18 protein-coding genes are annotated in these 18,876 nt (G+C 59.6%); 12 read left to right on the top strand and 6 right to left on the bottom strand.

What is annotated here, in order from left to right:
• Positions 1-43: 43 nt before the first annotated feature.
• Positions 44-1,543, bottom strand: a complete 1,500-nt coding sequence (locus K7A42_RS18400; protein WP_282455679.1) for a globin-coupled sensor protein — start codon at positions 1,541-1,543, stop codon at positions 44-46.
• A 216-nt stretch (positions 1,544-1,759) separates the two neighbouring features.
• A complete protein-coding gene (locus K7A42_RS18405) occupies positions 1,760-2,329 on the bottom strand; it encodes an NYN domain-containing protein (protein ID WP_004440903.1) in 570 nt (189 codons plus the stop codon).
• 392 nt (positions 2,330-2,721) lie between these two features.
• On the opposite strand from K7A42_RS18405, the gene rpoZ reads away from it, so the two are divergent.
• The 11 genes from rpoZ (at position 2,722) to recO (ending at position 11,976) form a co-directional block, all read left to right on the top strand.
• Positions 2,722-3,111 carry a DNA-directed RNA polymerase subunit omega gene (gene rpoZ / locus K7A42_RS18410; protein WP_003521126.1) on the top strand — a complete coding sequence of 130 codons (390 nt, stop codon included), beginning with the start codon at positions 2,722-2,724 and terminating at the stop codon, positions 3,109-3,111.
• Positions 3,112-3,243: 132 nt separating this feature from the next.
• Entirely contained in the window at positions 3,244-5,478 is a 2,235-nt protein-coding gene (locus K7A42_RS18415) for a RelA/SpoT family protein (protein ID WP_004440906.1), read from the top strand.
• A gap of 197 nt (positions 5,479-5,675) precedes the next feature.
• Positions 5,676-5,822 (top strand): DUF3563 domain-containing protein, encoded by a 147-nt coding sequence (locus tag K7A42_RS18420; RefSeq protein ID WP_282455680.1) that lies wholly within the window; start codon positions 5,676-5,678, stop codon positions 5,820-5,822.
• 249 nt (positions 5,823-6,071) lie between these two features.
• Positions 6,072-6,650, top strand: a complete 579-nt coding sequence (locus K7A42_RS18425; RefSeq protein WP_006699396.1) for a DUF2062 domain-containing protein — start codon at positions 6,072-6,074, stop codon at positions 6,648-6,650.
• Positions 6,647-7,051, top strand: coding sequence for a holo-ACP synthase (acpS, locus tag K7A42_RS18430; RefSeq protein WP_004440912.1), 405 nt, complete (start codon positions 6,647-6,649; stop codon positions 7,049-7,051). The genes K7A42_RS18425 and acpS overlap by 4 nt, the downstream gene beginning before the upstream one ends.
• A 207-nt stretch (positions 7,052-7,258) precedes the next feature.
• Positions 7,259-8,005 carry a signal peptidase I gene (gene lepB / locus K7A42_RS18435; RefSeq protein WP_003509951.1) on the top strand — a complete coding sequence of 249 codons (747 nt, stop codon included), beginning with the start codon at positions 7,259-7,261 and terminating at the stop codon, positions 8,003-8,005.
• Positions 8,002-8,715, top strand: coding sequence for a ribonuclease III (gene rnc / locus K7A42_RS18440; RefSeq protein ID WP_045534157.1), 714 nt, complete (start codon positions 8,002-8,004; stop codon positions 8,713-8,715). Before lepB ends, rnc begins: the two co-directional genes overlap by 4 nt.
• A gap of 82 nt (positions 8,716-8,797) precedes the next feature.
• Positions 8,798-9,748, top strand: a complete 951-nt coding sequence (era, locus tag K7A42_RS18445) for a GTPase Era (RefSeq protein ID WP_022555902.1) — start codon at positions 8,798-8,800, stop codon at positions 9,746-9,748.
• A gap of 146 nt (positions 9,749-9,894) precedes the next feature.
• Positions 9,895-10,647 (top strand): Crp/Fnr family transcriptional regulator, encoded by a 753-nt coding sequence (locus K7A42_RS18450; RefSeq protein WP_004440919.1) that lies wholly within the window; start codon positions 9,895-9,897, stop codon positions 10,645-10,647.
• A 130-nt stretch (positions 10,648-10,777) separates the two neighbouring features.
• Complete coding sequence (locus K7A42_RS18455) at positions 10,778-11,155, top strand: response regulator (protein WP_004440922.1); 378 nt, start codon at positions 10,778-10,780, stop codon at positions 11,153-11,155.
• Between the two features lie 56 nt (positions 11,156-11,211).
• Complete coding sequence (recO, locus tag K7A42_RS18460) at positions 11,212-11,976, top strand: DNA repair protein RecO (protein WP_004440925.1); 765 nt, start codon at positions 11,212-11,214, stop codon at positions 11,974-11,976.
• Positions 11,977-11,989: 13 nt separating this feature from the next.
• Here the strand turns inward: recO and K7A42_RS18465 are convergent, their stop codons facing one another.
• Positions 11,990-13,207 (bottom strand): MFS transporter, encoded by a 1,218-nt coding sequence (locus tag K7A42_RS18465; protein WP_004440927.1) that lies wholly within the window; start codon positions 13,205-13,207, stop codon positions 11,990-11,992.
• Positions 13,208-13,373: 166 nt separating this feature from the next.
• On the opposite strand from K7A42_RS18465, the gene K7A42_RS18470 reads away from it, so the two are divergent.
• Positions 13,374-14,108, top strand: coding sequence for a class I SAM-dependent methyltransferase (locus K7A42_RS18470; protein WP_282455681.1), 735 nt, complete (start codon positions 13,374-13,376; stop codon positions 14,106-14,108).
• Between the two features lie 275 nt (positions 14,109-14,383).
• On the opposite strand, the gene K7A42_RS18475 is transcribed toward K7A42_RS18470, so the two are convergent.
• From K7A42_RS18475 to K7A42_RS18485, 3 genes are read right to left on the bottom strand one after another with little or no spacing between them, the layout of a single operon-like run.
• Complete coding sequence (locus K7A42_RS18475; RefSeq protein ID WP_004440933.1) at positions 14,384-15,226, bottom strand: MOSC domain-containing protein; 843 nt, start codon at positions 15,224-15,226, stop codon at positions 14,384-14,386.
• A gap of 9 nt (positions 15,227-15,235) precedes the next feature.
• Positions 15,236-15,880, bottom strand: a complete 645-nt coding sequence (locus K7A42_RS18480; RefSeq protein ID WP_006699400.1) for an HD domain-containing protein — start codon at positions 15,878-15,880, stop codon at positions 15,236-15,238.
• Positions 15,877-18,672: a DUF2339 domain-containing protein gene (locus tag K7A42_RS18485; RefSeq protein ID WP_282455682.1), complete on the bottom strand. Its 2,796-nt coding sequence runs from the start codon at positions 18,670-18,672 to the stop codon at positions 15,877-15,879. Before K7A42_RS18485 ends, K7A42_RS18480 begins: the two co-directional genes overlap by 4 nt.
• Positions 18,673-18,876: the final 204 nt, after the last annotated feature.

Here is an 18,876-nt window from a genome sequence, read left to right on the forward strand (position 1 = left end):
CAAGGCCGGGATGACGGGAGTGTGTTACTGCCCGCTGCGCCCGTCACGCCGCCCGGTACGTCCGCTCCACATGCGTCTTCGTCGTCGAAACGCTGAACCGGCTGACAAGCGCCGCCAGGTTGGCGCTGACATCGCTCAGATTGTGCGTGGCTGCATTGGTCTCTTCCACCATCGCCGCATTCTGCTGCGTCAGATTGTCCATGCTGTTGATCGCCGCACTGATTTCCTGAATGCCGACGGATTGTTCCTGCGCCGCCTTGGTGAGCGAGGTGATGTGATCCTTGATGTGATCGACCTTGCTGCCGATCGTATTCAGGGATTCACCCGTTTTGTTCACCAGCGAAACGCCCTGCATCACATCCTCGGAAGACTTGGCGATCAGTGTCTTGATTTCCTTTGCGGCGGTGGCGGAGCGTTGCGCCAGTTCACGCACTTCCTGGGCGACGACGGCGAAACCCTTGCCAGCCTCGCCGGCGCGCGCGGCTTCCACGCCGGCGTTCAACGCCAATAGATTGGTCTGGAACGAAATCTCATCGATGACGGAAATAATCTGGGTGATCTTCTGCGACGAGTCCTCGATGGCGCCCATCGCTTTCACCGCATCCGTCACCACATTGCGAGAGCGTGCTGCTTCGATGGCCGAACTTTCGACGATGGCCTTGGCCTCTTCGGAACGTTGCGCCGACAATCTGGAAATGGTGGTGATTTCCTCAACGGCTGCGGCGGTTTCCTCAAGCGCGGCCGCCTGCTGCTCCGTCCGGCGGGCCATGTCATCGGTGGCGGAGGTGAGCTCGCGCGTATTGCCGGAAATCTTGTTCGCTTCCTCCACGATCTGGGCGAAGGCACCGGCGAGATTGCCGACAGCGGTGTTGAAATTGGCGATCAGCCCTTCGAATTGCGGCGCGGTCTTTTCGTTGATGCTGGAGGTGAGGTCGCCGTTGGCCAGCCGGTCGAGGGCACTGTTGAGGAGCGTGAGAATATGGTCCTGCTCCTTCTTCATCTGCGCCTGTTCGGCCTCTACCTTATGCCGCTCGGCGGCGAGCACGTCGAGATAGACGGAAATCGAATAGTCCATGTCCAGAAGGGCGGCCTTGATGGTAGCGGACAAGGCGTCCTTCACCTTCCTGGCCTTCTTCTCCATGAATAGGCCCTTCAACTCCGACTCGATCAGGGCCTTGACGATGCCGTCAAGCATCAGCGCATAACCGCCAATGTACCATCGCGGCTCCAGCCCCAGTCTGGCATGGGTGCGGCCGATCGCGGTCACGGCATCTGTATAGTCCGCGTTGAATGTACCGGAGGCGATCCTCGTCCAGTGTTTGAGTTGCATGCCCTTGGCGTGCTGCACATGTGCGTCATTGGCAAAGAACTTCGCCGTCTCCGGCACCGAGCGCACTTTCGCATAGAAGCGGTCCAGCGACGCATCGAGAGAGCCGGTGATGACGCCCTTCATGTCTGAGAGATTCTGTCGCTGCTCGTGGCCGAGCCCCAGAAAATTCAGTCTTTCTTCGAGCTGTCGGTCGGTTTTTTCTTGGCCATGCATGTCTAGTCATCCTGCTTTGGCACCCAAATCATGTCGTTGGTGCCGTTACTTGATTTAGACACGTCTAAAATTAACCAAGATATAATTTTCCCCGGCCGGATTTGACGGTTGTTAATTTCAGGGGGAATTTTTCCCTGCCGATAGGGGGGTAAACAAAAACGCGCCAGTCTTTGAGACGGACGCGTTTTTGAAATATCGGTGATTGCGAAATCGGGATCAGACCGTCTCGGGGCCTTCCGCGTGCCGGGCAGGGCGCTCATTCGGGTCGCGTCCGATTTCGGCTTTCAGCGTCATGAGGTCGATGAAGTGATCGGCCTGGCGGCGCAGGTCGTCGGCGATCATCGCGGGCTGGGTGGCCATGGTGGAAACCACGGAAACCTTGCGGCCCTTGCGCTGCAGCGCGTCGACCAGCGTGGTGAAATCGCCGTCGCCGGAAAACAGCACCAGGTGATCGACCGTTTCGGACTGCTCCATGGCGTCGACCGCCAGTTCGATATCCATGTTACCCTTGATCTTGCGGCGGCCGAGCGCGTCGGTAAATTCCTTCGCCGGCTTCGTCACGACCTTGTAACCGTTATAGTCTAGCCAGTCGATCAGCGGGCGGATCGATGAATATTCCTGATCTTCGATCAGGGCCGTGTAATAATAGGCGCGCAGCAGATAGCCGCGCTTTTGAAACGCCTTCAGAAGCTTGCGGTAGTCGATATCGAATCCCAGGCTTTTCGATGCTGCATAAAGATTGGCTCCATCTATGAAGAGCGCAATTTTCTCCCGTGGATCGAACATTCCATCCCATTCCTTTTTTTTGGAAAGGCCATTATCTGGCTTTTATATCCGGTCGATAGCGCTAAATATCATGTCGTATCAACGCGCTTTGCGTACCGCCGTTGCGTTTAAGTAAGCTACCTTCCCCCTTATTCCAAGACAATTCTTCTAGACATTTTGTTCATCAGGCGCCAAACATCGAGGATAAGGTGCCAAAAGACGCCAAAGACAGGAAAAACTTGAATTCCGCGGCCAATGGCTGTATCGGAAGCTGGAAAGCTTCGTCGCGAGAAATTCCAGGTGTTTTCCGCAAGGCACGAAGCGCAGATTCAATAGGTTAGAGCAACCCTTGTGCATCCTGAAGACCGCACGGCGCTCTGATCCACGACATTACGACCCGCAAAGGACAGGCAATGGCCCGCGTCACAGTTGAAGATTGCATTGATAAAGTAGACAACCGTTTCGAGCTGGTGCTTCTCGCCAGCCACCGTGCGCGCCAGATTTCTCAGGGCTCTTCCATCACGGTTGACCGCGATAATGACAAGAACCCCGTCGTTGCGCTGCGTGAAATCGCCGACGAGACGCTGTCTCCCGATGATCTGAAGGAAGACCTTATCCATTCGCTGCAGAAGCACGTGGAAGTGGACGAGCCCGAGCCCGATCCGGTCACGCTTGCCGCCGCCGCTGCCGACAGCGAAGAAGACGACCAGCCGGAGACCGTCACCTTCGACCAGATGTCGGAAGAAGAACTGCTGGCCGGTATCGAAGGCCTTGTGCCGCCGGAAAAAAATGACGATTATTGATCCGGTTTTATGACGCCTTTGGCAGGCGGCGGTTACCGTCTGTCAATAGTTGCCGTCATAATCTGATCCTTATTGATGCAGCATTGTGCGCCGACCCCAAGGTTGGCGCGCTTTCTTTTTGTGGAATATCGCATGATGCGGCAATACGAACTCGTTGAGCGGGTTCAAAAATATAAACCGGATGCGAATGAGGCCCTGCTGAACAAGGCCTATGTTTACGCGATGCAGAAACACGGCCAGCAGAAGCGGGCCAATGGCGACCCCTACATCTCCCATCCGCTGGAAGTTGCCGCAATCCTCACTGAAATGCATCTCGACGAATCGACCATCGCGGTGGCGTTGCTGCACGATACGATCGAGGACACCACCGCAACTCGCGCTGAAATCGACGAATTATTCGGCGAAGACATCGGCCGGCTGGTGGAAGGGCTTACCAAGCTCAAGAAGCTTGATCTCGTAACCCGCAAGGCGAAACAGGCGGAGAACCTGCGCAAGCTGCTGCTCGCCATTTCCGATGACGTGCGCGTTCTCCTGGTGAAGCTCGCCGATCGCCTGCACAACATGCGTACCATGGAATACATGCCGGCCGACAAGCGCAGCCGTATTTCCGAGGAAACAATGGAAATCTATGCGCCGCTCGCCGGCCGCATGGGCATGCAGGACATGCGCGACGAGCTGGAGGACCTGTCCTTCCGTTATCTCAATCCGGAAGCCTATGAGACGGTGACAAACCGTCTGCAGGAACTGGAAACGCGCAATGAAGGCCTCATCAAGAAGATCGAGGACGAGCTGCGTGAATTGCTCGTGGCGAACGGCCTCATCGGCGCGGGCGTCAAGGGTCGGCAGAAAAAGCCTTATTCGGTGTTTCGCAAGATGCAGTCGAAGTCGCTCTCTTTCGAGCAGCTGTCTGACGTCTACGGTTTCCGCATTCTGGTCGACGACATTCCCTCCTGCTATCGGGCGCTCGGCATCGTGCACACACGCTGGCGTGTGGTGCCGGGCCGCTTCAAGGATTACATCTCCACGCCGAAGCAGAACGACTATCGCTCCATCCACACCACCATCGTTGGCCCGTCGCGCCAGCGTATCGAGCTGCAGATCCGCACCAAGCGCATGCATGAGATCGCCGAATTCGGTATTGCCGCCCACGCGCTCTACAAGGATGGCGAAAACGGGGAGGGCGATCTGCTTTCGCCGGAAAGCAACGCCTATTCCTGGCTGCGCCACACCATCGAATCGCTGGCGGAAGGCGACAGCCCGGAAGAATTCCTTGAGCATACCAAGCTGGAACTCTTTCAGGATCAGGTGTTCTGCTTCACGCCCAAGGGCAAGCTCATTGCCCTGCCGCGCGGCGCGACTCCCATCGATTTTGCCTATGCGGTGCACACCAATATCGGCGACACCACCGTTGGCGCCAAGATCAACGGCCGGATCATGCCGCTCGTCACCCGGCTGAACAATGGCGACGAGGTGGAGATCATCCGCTCCGGCGTGCAGGTGCCGCCCGCCGCATGGGAAGAGGTAGTGGTGACGGGCAAGGCCCGCTCGGCCATCCGCCGCGCCACCCGTATGGCCATCCGCAAACAATATTCCGGCCTTGGTTATCGCATTCTCGAGCGCACCTTCGAACGCGCCGGCAAGGCCTTCTCCAAGGAGGCGCTGAAGCCGGTCCTGCATCGGCTGGCGCAGAAGGATGTCGAGGACGCCATCGCGGCTGTCGGCCGTGGCGAGGTTTCCTCGCTCGATGTGCTGCGCGCGGTATTCCCGGATTATCAGGACGAGCGCGTGACGGTGAAGATGACCGGTGACGACGGCTGGTTCAACATGCGCAGCGCCTCGGGCATGGTCTTCAAGATACCGGGCAAGTCCCGTTCGGCGCTGGAGGATGACGGTGCGGCCGAAATGCTCGACGGGCCTGACCCGCTGCCCATTCGTGGCCTTTCCGGCAATGTCGATGTGCATTTCGGGCCGGCCGGCGCCGTTCCGGGGGACCGCATCGTCGGCATCATGGAAAAGGGCAAGGGCATCACCATCTATCCAATCCAGGCGCCGGCGCTTCAGCGCTTCGACGACGAGCCGGAACGCTGGATCGATGTGCGGTGGGATCTGGACGAAGCGAACAAGTCGCGCTTCATGGCGCGGGTGATGATCAATGCGTTGAACGAGCCGGGCACGCTTGCCTCGGTCGCGCAGTCGATCGCAACGCTCGACGTCAATATTCGCGGGCTGAACATGGTCCGCATCGGTACTGACTTTTCCGAGTTGGCGCTGGACGTGGAAGTCTGGGATCTCAGGCAGCTGAACCAGCTCCTGTCGCAGCTCAAGGATCTGGATTGCGTCTCCACGGTCACGCGTGCCTTTGATTGAGGCATTTTTGATGCCTTTGAGATAGCGGAAGGCCGCTGTTATGCGTTCTGCGCATGGCAGCGGCCTTTTCCTGTCTCTGGTGGTTAATGCGGTTTGCGACTATTTTCCTCTCAGAAATTGAAGAGAAAGAAACGCGGCGTGCCGGTGGATGAACACCGATGGGAAACGCCAGTTCCAAACCGAAAGGACCGAAAATCATGTTTATTCCGCTTCGCAAGATCGCCCGCGCCGTTCGTGGCAAGACCACCCAGGAACGCGAATTCGAATATCTCAGCGGCTCGGTATCGAATGTCGACCTCGAGTTCCGTCAGCGCGAAATCGACCGCGGCCTGTTCCGCCGGTAATGCGCTGAGCGCATGGCAGCCAATCGCCATGCGTATGGACACGGAAAGCGCGGCGGTAATGGCCTGTGTTTTCCTGTGCACCGCAAGCCCAGGAGATACGCGCCTCAGCGCGTCTCCTCCATGCCGCTGTCCAGTGTGACTGATCGGGTGTGCTGCATCTGCAATGATCAGCGTGGGATAACCGGGCAAAAGTTCTTTGTTGCCTACCACGCTCTTGGCTCGGCCGGGGTGATGAAATAGACTGCCCCCATGCCGTTTCGCCGCCGTGAACCCCTTGGTTTTTCAGAGAAGATTCGCGACCTCTTCTGGCCGCGAACGGGTTTTTCCCGTTCGTTGCGCTATATGAAGTTGCGCCTGCTCAGGCTTTCCGCCTCTCCCCATTCCATTGCCGCCGGTGTCGCCATCGGTGTGGGTGTGGCGTGGATGCCGTTTCTCGGTGTTCACATCATCATTGCCATGGCGCTCGGTTTCCTCATGCGCGTCAACCTCGTGGCGGCGGCACTCGGTACGACTTTCGCCAATCCGCTGACATTTCCTTTCATCTGGGCCTCCACCTGGGAGCTGGGACATGTCATTCTCGGGCGAAAGACGTCGGAAAGTGCTGCGCATGTGGATTTCGTGGCGCTGTTTAGCCATCTTGAATTCCGGCAGATATGGACGCCGGTGCTGGAACCCATGACCATTGGTGCGGTTCCGCCTGCCATCATCAGCGCGGTCATCGCCTATATCGCCGTTTATGGGCTCATCAACGGTTTTCAGCGCCGCAAGATGGAAAATCTCGCGCATCGCGCCGCCAACAAGAATGCTTCTCTGGAGATGTTGAAATGATCATTGGATTGGGAAGCGACCTGATAGACATCCGGCGCGTTGAAAAATCGATCGAGCGCTTCGGCGAGCGTTTCACCCATCGGTGTTTCACCGATATCGAGCGCGCCAAATCCGATGGCCGCAAGAACCGCGCCGCGTCCTATGCCAAGCGTTTCGCCGCCAAGGAGGCCTGTTCCAAGGCGCTTGGCACCGGCCTTGCGAACGGCGTTTTCTGGAAGGACATGGGCGTCGTCAACCTTCCGGGCGGCAAGCCCACCATGGTGCTGACAAACGGGGCAGGGGAGCGACTGGCGGCCATGCTGCCCGCAGGCCATCGCGCCAATATTCACCTGACGATCACGGATGACCACCCTTACGCTCAGGCATTTGTGATCATCGAGGCGCTTCCCGTGATCGATTGAGGCCTGGGGGCGCCGTTGGGCGCGCTCTATTTGCACCGCTGTCACAGAAGCGCTTCCCTTCGGGCTGGAAAGGTTCTAGAGAAGTCGCAGAAATATGAAAGCGTTGCGGGCCGCGTGAAACAGCATCACCCGCCGCAGGCGCGATAAGCAACGGCCCGTCAGCTTCTTGGATAGAAGAAGCCGGGAAACAATCAGGCAGGTCTTTAAGTGTCGGAAAAAGCGGAAAAGAAGCAGAACGCCCTTTGGGAGAACGTCAAGGTCATCATTCAGGCGCTGCTGCTGGCGATGGTCATCCGCACCGTACTGTTTCAGCCCTTCACCATCCCGTCGGGCTCGATGATGCCGACGCTGCTGGTCGGCGACTATCTTTTCGTCAACAAATTCTCCTACGGCTATTCTAAATATTCGCTGCCTTTCTCGCCGAACCTGTTTTCGGGCCGCATTCTGGAGTTCAGCAAGCCGAAGCGCGGCGATGTCGTGGTCTTCCGCCTGCCGCCCAATCCTGAAGTGGATTACATCAAGCGTCTGGTCGGCTTGCCGGGCGACCGAATTCAGGTCACGAACGGCGTGCTGTTCATCAACGGCCAGCCGGTACCCAAGCAGCCCGACGGCACCTTCACGTCGGATTATCGCGCCGATCCGGGCGCCAACGTCCCCGTTTTCCGCGAAACGCTTGACAATGGCGTTACCTACGACACGCTCGATCAGTCGCCCGACTCGCGCGGCGACAACACCCGCGAATTCGTGGTCCCCGAAGGCCATTATTTCATGATGGGCGACAACAGAGACAATTCGCTGGATAGCCGCTTCGATGTCGGTTTCGTGCCGGAAGAAAACCTGATTGGCCGCGCCAGCGTCATCTTCTTCTCTTTGGGCAACGACACGCCGTTCAGCCGCATTTGGGAATGGCCGGCCAACATGCGTTGGGACCGCCTGTTCAAGGTTGTGGGATGAGCAAGACCAAGCCGCTTTCCGCGGACGAGATTGCCCGTCTGGAAGCGTTGATCGGATATGAGTTCAAGGAAAAGGCCCGGCTCGACCGGGCCTTGACCCATGCCAGCGCCCGCTCCGCCGCGGCGGGCAATTACGAGCGTCTGGAGTTTCTGGGCGACCGCGTTCTGGGTCTCTGCGTTGCAGAGCTTCTGTTCTCCATCTTCCGCAATGCGTCCGAAGGTGAGCTTTCGGTGCGTTTGAACCAACTGGTCAGCGCCGAATCCTGCGCGTCGATCGCTGACGAGATGGGCCTGCACAATTTCATCCGCACCGGATCCGACGTCAAGAAACTCACCGGCAAGGCGATGCTGAACGTGCGCGCCGATGTCGTCGAAAGCCTGATTGCCACCATCTATCTGGATGGCGGCCTCGATGCGTCGCGCAAATTCATTCTGAAATATTGGCAGGGCCGTGCCACGAGCGTGGATGCCGGACGGCGTGACGCGAAAACGGAACTGCAGGAATGGGCGCACGCAAAGTTTGCGGTCACCCCATCTTACCGGGTTGACGATCGCTCCGGACCGGATCACGATCCCCGCTTTACGGTGACTGTTGAAATTCCCGGCGTAAAGCCGGAAACCGGCGTCGAGCGTTCCAAGCGCGCGGCCGAGCAGGTGGCGGCAACCAGATTGCTGGAACGCGAAGGCGTCTGGCAGAAAAGCTCTACCTGAAACTGAGCTGACCGGCGATGGCGGCTGACTATCAAGCGCATGGCGAGCCCTCTGGCCGCATGTTGAATACCTCTGACCTTGAATGGATATCATGACCGATCACGAAAACCCCGCCTCGACAGGCGAAGACAATGCCCTTCCGACCCGCTCCGGCTTCGTTGCCCTCATTGGCCCTACGAATGCCGGTAAGTCGACGCTGGTAAACCGGCTGGTGGGCGCCAAGGTTTCCATCGTCAGCCACAAGGTGCAGACGACGCGTGCGGTCATGCGCGGCATCGCCATTCACGACAACGCGCAGATCGTGTTCATGGACACGCCCGGTATCTTCAAGCCGCGCCGTCGGCTGGACCGCGCCATGGTCACCTCCGCCTGGGGCGGCGCGAAGGACGCCGATCTCATTCTTCTTTTGATCGACAGCGAGCGCGGCCTGAAGGGCGACGCTGAGGCGATTCTCGAAGGCCTGAAGGACGTCCCCCAGAAGAAAATCCTCTGCCTCAACAAGATCGACCAGGTAAAGCGCGAAGACCTCCTGAAGCTCGCCGCCGCCGCCAATGAGACGGTCGCCTTCGACCGCACCTTCATGATCTCGGCGACCAATGGCTCCGGTTGTGAAGACCTGATGAACTATCTGGCCGCCGAATTGCCGGAAGGCCCATGGTATTATCCGGAAGACCAGATCTCCGACCTGCCCATGCGCCAGCTTGCCGCCGAAATCACCCGCGAAAAGCTGTTCCTGCGCCTGCACCAGGAACTGCCCTATGCCTCGCATGTCGAGACGGAAAAGTGGGAAGAGCGCAAGGATGGCTCAGTGCGCATCGAGCAGGTGATCTATGTCGAGCGCGACAGCCAGAAAAAGATTGCGCTCGGCAAGAACGGCGATGCCATCAAGGCGATCTCCACCGCCTCGCGCAAGGAACTCTCGGAAATCCTCGAACAGCCGGTGCATCTCTTCCTGTTCGTCAAGGTGCGCGAGAACTGGGGCGACGACCCGGAGCGTTTCCGCGAAATGGGGCTGGAATTCCCGCGAGGCTGAAAGCGCGTCATTCCCGCGTTTCTGTGAGGATACAGAAACGCGGTGGGAGGAGCGCGATGTCTTTGTTCCCGGCAGGGAACCGAATATCCTTGGAACGGGTTGTTCCAAAGACAATTGGGCGCAACCTTTTTTCATGATGGATAATCATGTCACCCAAAAAACCGAACGGGATTTCCACCACCCCCTGCCAGCAATGCCCGCTGCGCGATCTACCGCATTTCAGGGACTTTTCTTCTTCGGAACTGGATTTCGTGTCCCGTTTCAAGACGGGGGAATTGGCGGTGGAGAGCGGCTCCGTCATTCTGATGGAAGGCTCACACAGCGCTCACCTCTACACGGTTCTTGCGGGCTGGGCATTTCGCTACAAGACTTTGGAGGACGGCCGGCGGCAGATCCTGAATTACGTGATGCCGGGCGACCTCGTCGGCCTGCAGGGCACGGTGATGGGGGAGATGCAGCACTCGGTTGAGGCCTTGTCGCCGGTCACGCTATGCGTCTTCGAGCGATCGCGCCTCAACAATCTCTTTACCGACCACCCGACGCTTGCCTATGATCTGACATGGATTGCGGCGAGCGAAGAGCGCATGCTCGACAGTCATCTGCTCAGCATCGGCCGTCGCACGGCGCTTGAGCGCGCGGCCTACCTTATCGCTTTCCTTTACAGCAGGGCGAAAGCGGTCGCGCTGCTGCAGGGGGAGGCGACGATCCCTGTCACCCAGCAGCACGTGGCCGATACGCTCGGCCTCTCCATCGTCCACACCAACAAGACGCTGAGAAAGCTCGTCGATCGCGGGCTTATCCGCTGGACGGACAAGGGCTGTCTGGTGCTGGATGACGCCGGACTGGCGCAAGTTGCGGGCTGGGAAAGCGACGGCAAGCGGCAGAGACCGTTTATCTGATCTTCCGACATGTCTTTTTTAAATGACGGGCGAGCCGCAATTTGCGACTGCTCCCATGATATCTCACTGGAGAATCGTTTCGAAGACGACGGCTTCGAGCCTGACGGCTCTCTTTGTTAGGAAGAAAAATATGGTGCCACAACGGGTTATCATCGTTGAGGATGAATATCTGGTGGCGCTCGATGTTGAGGCGGTTCTCCAGTCGATGGGTGTGGAGACCGTTATCATCGCCACGACGCTTGCGCAGGCGAGGAAGGCTCTCGAAGAGGATGGCGCCGATTGCGTGCTTCTCGATGTCAGCCTTTCTGACGGTAAAAGCTATGATTTTGCACGCCACTTGCGGTCTGCGTCCATTCCTTTCGGTTTTGTCAGCGGTTACGGCGACACGACCGGATTCCCCGAAGATCTCCTGCATGCGCCCTTGCTCGGCAAGCCTTTCGGAGAAAACGAAATCACCGATTTCGTCCTCCGCCTCGTCGATGCGGCGCGTGTTACCGTAAAAGAATAACGTTTCGCCGCCGGATCGGTTATGATCGGGCTTGAATCGAAATTCGGACAGGTTTCATGCAGTGGCAGGATGAGGCGATCATTCTCGGCGTAAAGCGTCATGGCGAGACGAGTGTCATCGCCGAGGTGATGACCCGCACACGCGGCCGCCATCTCGGCATGGTGCGCTCCGGGCGCTCCCGCAGCATGCAGCCGGTGCTGCAGGCGGGAAACCGGGTAGACGTCGTCTGGCGCGCGCGCCTTGACGATCATCTCGGAGAATACCGCATCGAGCCCCTGCAACTGCGCGCGGCGCAATTGATGGAAACGGCCACCGCCGTATACGGCGTCCAGGCCATGGGCGCGCTGCTGAGGCTTTTGCCGGAGCGCGATCCGCACCCGCATCTTTATCAGGCGCTCGATATCATTCTCGATAATCTCCACGAACCGGCCGATGCAGGCGAACTTTTCGTGCGCTTCGAGTTGGCGGTGCTGAATGATCTCGGTTTCGGGCTTGATCTTACCGAATGTGCGGCGACGGGGCTGCGCAACGATCTCATCTATGTCTCGCCGAAAACGGGAAGGGCGGTTTGCCGCACGGCGGGAGCGCCTTATGCGGACCGGATGCTGTCGCTTCCGGCTTTTCTCGGCGAAGGCCAGTCGAAAGCCGCTGATCCCGAGAGCCTTGCGGCAGCTTTTCGCCTGACTGCCCATTTTCTCAACCGCCATGTCTACGATCCGCGCGGGCTCAATGAAAACGCCGCCCGCGACGGTTTCGTGCAGGCGGCGCTGAAGGCTTTGGAGCGCAGGGGATCGCCGCCCGCACTGGACAGGGCCGGTTAGTTCCGGGCCATCGCTATTGGGCGAAGGCCGGCCGTGGGGCGGGGCGTTCTTCAATTGGCCAGTGCACGACGGCCGCAAAAATCCCCATGCCGACGCCAAGCCACCAGACGAGGTCGTAAGAACCGAACCTGTCATAAAGAAAGCCGCCCAGCCAGACGCCAAGGAACGAGCCAATCTGGTGGGTGAGGAACACGACGCCGCCGAGCATGCCGAGATGGCGCGTGCCGAACATGATGGCCACCAGCGCATTTGTGGGCGGCACGGTGGAGAGCCAGAGGATGCCCATGACGGAAGCAAAGAGAATGACTGAAAGCGGCGATTGCGGCAAAAGCAGAAAGGCAGTCACGACCACGGAACGGGCAATATAGATATAGGCCAGGAAATAGGGCTTGGAATAACGCTGTGCGATGACGCCGGCGGCCAGCGATCCGATGATGTTGAAGAAGCCGATGAGCGCCATGGCAATCACCGCGTATCGTGGTTCGATACCGATATCGCCGAGATAGGCCGGGAAATGCGCGGTGATGAAGGCCACCTGGAAACCACAGACGAAGAAGCCCGTCGTCAGCAGCAGATAGCTCTTGTGGCCAAGCGCTTCCTTCAGCGCTTCGCCCGCGGTCTGCTGGAACTGCGCCTGCGACTGGGTGCCGGAGGACGAGTTTCCGCGCATGAAAAAGGCAAGCAGCGGCACCAGCATCATCATGGCGGCGAGCCAGACCAGACTGTCCGACCAGCCATAGGTGGAAATCAGCCCCTGGCTGATAGGTGCAAACAGGAACATGCCTGCCGAACCCGCCGCCGTGCCGATACCAAAGGCGAATGAACGCTGCTGCGGCGTGACATGGCGGGCGAAGGCGGAAAGGATGACGCTGAAGGACCCTGCGGCAATGCCAAGCCCCACGAGAACGCCGCCGCCGAAATGCAGCCAGAAGGGCGATGTGCCGAAGGACATGCAGATGAGGCCCGTCGCATAAAGAAAGCCCGAGAGCACGAGCACGCGGCCCGTACCGAACTTATCGGCGATGGCACCGAAGAAGGGTTGGCCGAGACCCCAGAAGAGGTTCTGCAGCGCCATGGCAAGACCGAAGGTTGAACGATCCCAGCCGGTATCGGCCAGCATCGGCAACTGGAAAAAGCCCATGGCGGATCGGGGGCCGAACGTCATGACCGCAATCAGCGACCCGGCTGCGATAATCAGCCAGGGCATGCTCTGGCGAGTGGCTTGCGACATGAATATTCCCCCCCCTCGCAGCGCCCGCCTCTGAAAGAAGCGCAAAGCATGCCGCGGATTCCACAATGATGGGATGAATATTATCTTTTGTCAGCCGGCCCCACTAGCGACTTTTCTTGACGGCCATTATTCATGCGATTGATGGAATGCGGCCTAAGAGGCGACGATGAAACAGAATATCTACGACGATCCCGGGTTTTTCGAGCGCTACAGCGCCATGCCGCGTTCCGTGGAAGGTCTGCGTCAGGCCGGTGAGTGGCACGAATTGCGCTCCATGCTGCCCCCGCTGAAAGACAAGTCCTTTCTCGACCTCGGTTGCGGTTTCGGCTGGCATTGCCGCTTTGCCGCGGAGCAGGGCGCACGGCATGTCGTCGGCGTCGATCTCTCGGAGAACATGTTGCGCCGCGCCGCAGAGATCAATGGTGGCCCCGGCATCGAATATCGCCGCGCCGCTATCGAAGACATCGATTTTCCGCGGCAGAGTTTCGATGTGGTGCTGAGTTCCCTTGCCCTGCATTACGTCCGCGATCTCGACGTGGCATTCGCAAGGATTTTCGCCGTGCTGAAGTCGGGCGGCGATTTCATTTTTTCCATCGAGCATCCCGTTTTTACGGCGCTGGAAAAACAGGACTGGTTTTACGGCGGGGATGGCGAAATCCTGCACTGGCCACTCGACAACTACCAGAACGAGGGCGTGCGCCACTCCAACTGGATGGCAGACGATGTGGTAAAATATCACCGCACCGTGTCAGCTATCGTCAACGGCCTCCTGTCCGCTGGTTTCACCCTGACGCGTCTGGCGGAACCACGTCCGGATCCGGCTTTGATGGCCGAGCGCCCGGAGCTGAAGCATGAAGACCGCCGCCCGATCTTTTTGATCGTCGGTGTGAAGAAGTCGTGACATGACCCTTGCGTTGTATCGTCGGGGTGCACAAAGATTGAGATCGGGGCGTCAGGCTCGAAGCTTGCCTTGTTCATAGTGCTCCGTCCCTCCTCATCTCTGTGCTTGTCACAGAGATCCAGCCAGCCCAACTCTTTGGGCTGAGGGATTGTTTCGCCGCGCAGACGCGCATCGGCTGGATTCCTGTGACAAGCACAGGATGAGGGGAGCGAGGGTTTGACGACAGGTTAAAGCGCTGCCTGATGCCCAGAGGATTCCGTTTGAACCGGACTGACTTAGCGCCTCTTGATCGCCCAGCCTTCGGGCCTTTCCTCGATCACCTTTGCGACGTCGCCGACAGACAGCCTGCCTTCACCGCGCGGCGTCACGTTCCAGCCGAACAGCGGGCCGGGCACGCGCCGGTCTGCGGACATGCGGATGCGGCCCATGGCCTTCATGGGAGAGGGCACATCGCGGGAGCCGGTCGTCTGGTCCTGCGTGGTCATGATACAGCGGGCGCAGGGTTTGACGAGATCGAAGCGAATGCCGCCGATCTCGATGGCCGCCCACCCGTCTTCCGCCCATGGTTCGTCCGTCTCAAGCACGATATTGGGCCGGAACCGCTCCATGCCAACGTCGTCTTCGCCATTTTCGCGCATGTTGTCGTTCAGCGCGGCAAGCGAGGCGGTGGTGGTGACAAGGATCTGGTAGCCATCCGCAAAGGTGACGGGCGTTTCATTGCCTGTCCACTCGAGGCTCGCGATGCGTTTGGAAGCGTTATCGAAAAAGGCGAGCTTCACTTCGCGTCCGAGCCATGCCGAGAGCGTGTCATTGGTCACAGCGTCGGCCATATTGGCGCTGACGATCGATTTCCATACCGCCACATCCATGCGCTCGCCGGATGGCCTTGCGACGATCTCGCCATGCTGGTCGCGCGAAAGCAACATGCCCCCGTCCTCGTGCCGCGCCAGAACCGTGGCAATGGCAGGCAATTCACGCTGGGTGATGAAGTGGCCCGACGGGTCCACAAGCATGGCGCGACGGTCACCCGGCAGACCCTCGGCCGACACGGCGCTGTCCGGGAGGGAAATGCCGCGCGCGCTTTTCAGCGGGTAGATATTAAGCTCTGTCACACGCATCATGCTTCCTCATATTTCATCGAGAAACAGGTCCAGCACCTGTTTCAGCCGCTCATGGCGGGCTCTGGCCATCTGCCTGCCGGTTTCTGTGCGAAAACCATCTGCCAGCTTGAACAGCTTGGTCTCGAAATGGTCGATGGCAAAAGCGCGGTCATCAAGCGGCCGTTCCTTCGCCAAGGGGTCGACCGGATCGTAAAGTGCCGATCCCATGCGTCCGGCAATATAAAAGCAGCGCGCCGCGCCCACCATGCCGATGGCGTCCAGCCTGTCGGCATCCTGAAGGATTTTCGCTTCCAGTGTCTGCGGCTCGATATTGGCGGAAAAGCTGTGGGTGATGATCGCATGCGTGACGGCGTCGATATCCTGCTTCTTCCAGCCGAGGCCGGCCAGAATGCCTGAAGCCTTTTCTGCCGCCAGCCGTGATGCCTGTGCCCGCAAGGGCGAGTTTTTCTCCACGGCCACACAATCATGCAGCAGCACGCTGGCCGCCAGCACGGTGCCATCGCCGCCTTCACCCGCATGGATGCGCATGGCATTGCGGAAGACGCGGTGAATATGGGCCAGATCATGCGAGCCGTCGCCCGCATCGGCGGCGTGCGGGATCAAATCCTGCGCAAGCGCCGCATGGGGCGCGAAAGCCTCCGCCGCGATCATGCCTGCGGCTTCCGGGTGAGGATTTTCTGGTAGAACAGGCCGATGCCGATGAGCACCGCGCCGAGCCCGATGAAGGACAGCGCCCGGAGCACGCCTTCGAGGTTGCTCATGTCGATCAGGAAGGCTTTGGCAACCGAGATCAGCACGAAGGCGGCCGATGCCAGACGCAGGCTGCGGGCATTAAAGCGCGAGCCAAGCACGAGCAGCAGGACGCCGATCAGCAGCCAGACCACCGAATAGCTGTAGGTCTCGCCCTGCATAAAGCCCTTCCAGTCAGCAATGTTCTCGCCCTGCCAGAAACGGCGCACCGAAAGCGTGGCCCAGGCAAAACCGAGCGCTGCTCCCGCCACCGCCAGCATGCTGACATAGGGCGGCGGACGTTTTCCGCGCGCATAATAGGCGAGGCCGCCATAAGCGAATGCCGGCAAAAGGTAACCGATCAGCAGCAGGTTGAGGACCGGGATGCGGCCGGTATTCTCGCCGGTGAAATAGGGGTTGAGCGTGAAGAAATGCATCGTCAGCACGTTGATGACGGCGATGACGCCGGCGATCATCGAGCCGTAACGGAAGACGGGGCTGGGGCTTTTCAAATCCAGCGTCATCAGGACACCGGAGAAGCCGATGGTCAGCAGCGTGTAGATCGACTGCTCGCCGAGCGTCGGCACATTGCTGTCGAGCGTACCGCCATTCATTGCGTGGCGAACGAGGATGGCCACGGCCAGAAGTCCCATGACGCTGGCGATGGCCTGCAGGAAGTTCTTGATCCGCATGCCCGGCCAGTCGCGCAACAGCCACGCGGAGATGATGGCCAGCAAGGCAGGGATGCCATAGCCCGGCAGCAGCGCGTTGAAGACCGGCGTCGTGCCGAGATTTTGCGGCCCGACGATTGTCGGCTCCCAGGCGATCCGGCCAAGAACGGCAACACTTGCGACAGCCATGACCCAGGGCAGTATATCCCAGTTGCGGTAGCGGCTCGCCAGCACGTAAAGGAAGCCGATGACGGACAGCAGCACTGTCGTCGCGAGCCCTTCCGTCAGCGTGTGCAGGCAGAGCGCGAAGGCGGCGAAGGAGCCGAGCACAAAAATGTTCAGCGGCTTGCGATAGGCCTCACTGTTGCGCCGGTGCAGCCATTCAGCGCCGGCAAGCAGCACGAAGCCAAGGCCGAGACCATAGGCCGCGTGCAGCCAGTCGCGGCCGAGATTGCCATATTCGACGAAGCTCGCCGTCGCGAGCCAGACAGGGAACAGGGCGGCAATGCCAGCCCAGAGCTGGGCGAAATCCGCATCTTCTGCGCCCTTGCGTTTCAGGAAGGAAAAGGCGCACAGCACGAAGATAGCCCCAAGGCCGAGCGCCATGGCAATTTCCGCAGCGTAGCCTGTGCCCACGGGCGGAAGCGTCACGCCGGTATCATTCACGAGACCAATAAAATCGATGCCACGCCGCGACATGAGCGACACCGCAGACTGCGCGCCGAGCGCGGCGATGATCGCCGGCCAGACGGCATAGTGACGGGCAGCGCCGAGTGCTGCAAGAGCTGCAATAAGCGCTGAAACGATGAGCGCCGGGTGAGTATCGACGCTGCCTTCGGCAAAGAGGAAGCCGATGGCCGGCAGGATCACCGCCATCGATACCGTCAGGTTGAGGGCGAGCGACGGGCGCAGCAAAAGCCGCATGATGCGAATCGCGCGCCGCTCGGGAGCTGCCGTTTCGGCAGCGTCCGGAGGCGTGGTGTCGTACTGTTTTCCGGGCCAAAGGAAGATCGTGCCAGCGAGCATAATGAGCAGGGCAAGAGTCGGCGGTTCGGCACTGATTGCATCCGAAAAGCCGATATATCCGAGAGCCCATAGGCCAAGTCCGGCATTGGCAAGCGACGGGACCACCGTCCAGCCCTGCCGACGCGCCGCTGCCGCGGTTGCGAGCCAAGAGACGGTGAGAAAGACGAAGAGCGCCCAGATGTTCGGCGTTTCGGTGGAAATCAGCGCCGGCGTCAGCATCGAACCGAGAAGTCCGAGACCGGCGAGCGCCTGTCCGTGCAACAATGACAGGCCGATGGTGGCGAAGGCGACGAGGCCGAGCAGGATAAAGGCGGTGCCGGGGCCGATATAGTCGTAGATGCCATAAGCCGCATAAACCACACCGAACAGCGTCAATGCGCCGGCCGCGGTGAGCACACCCGGTATCATGGCGTTGGAGTAGGTGGTGGCGATGCCTGGCACCGCCTTGCGGCGTATCGCTTCACCGGCAAGCCCGAGAAAGACGCCGAAAATCGCGGCGAGCGACAGCCTGACCGCCGGGCTGAGCAGGCCTGATTCGATCGAATATTTGACGAGGAAAATGCCGCCGAGCGCCAGCGCCAGCCCGCCCGCCCAAACCGCCCAGCGCGCGCCGAGCAGGCTTTCGAAGCTTTCTTTCGCTGCCGGGGCAGACGCGGTATCAGAAGCCGCCACGGATACGGCATCGGCTAGTGGCGCAGCGGGAGCGTCTTCGCGCGCCACGTCTTGATCCGCCGCAGCGGTGCTGGCTTCTGAACGCTCGAAGGCGTCTTCATCCCGGATGCCCGCTGGTTCCGGCGCCGTCTGGCCTTCCGTCTCTGCTGCGAAATCGGTCTTTTCGGCGGTTTCCGTGTTTTCCGCCAGTGCCGCAGCAGGAGCGGCCACGCCCGCCGCCATCAGCCGCTTGAGGCTGTGAACCTCCCGTTCGAGCGACTTGATGCGGCTTGAATTGCGGATGCTTGCGACCAGCGTGTAGATGAAGGCCGCGACAAGGGCGAGGATAAACAGCGGGATTTCCAAACGGACTCTCCAATTATGAAGCTGTTTTTAAAGCCCTTTTGGTGAATTTATGCAAGGCCCGGTTGATGAGGTTGTGGGTAACGGGGGGAGCGAGCGCTCGCATCCGCGTCTTCTCCCCGAGGGGAGAAGTCTGCGGCAGTGGGATGAGGGGGCGAGGGTAGAAATAAACCGAGAGCTTACCCCCCTCAACCGACCCTTCAGACC

The sequence above is a fragment of the Agrobacterium sp. InxBP2 genome (assembly GCF_026191755.1).
Lineage (GTDB): Bacteria > Pseudomonadota > Alphaproteobacteria > Rhizobiales > Rhizobiaceae > Agrobacterium > Agrobacterium pusense.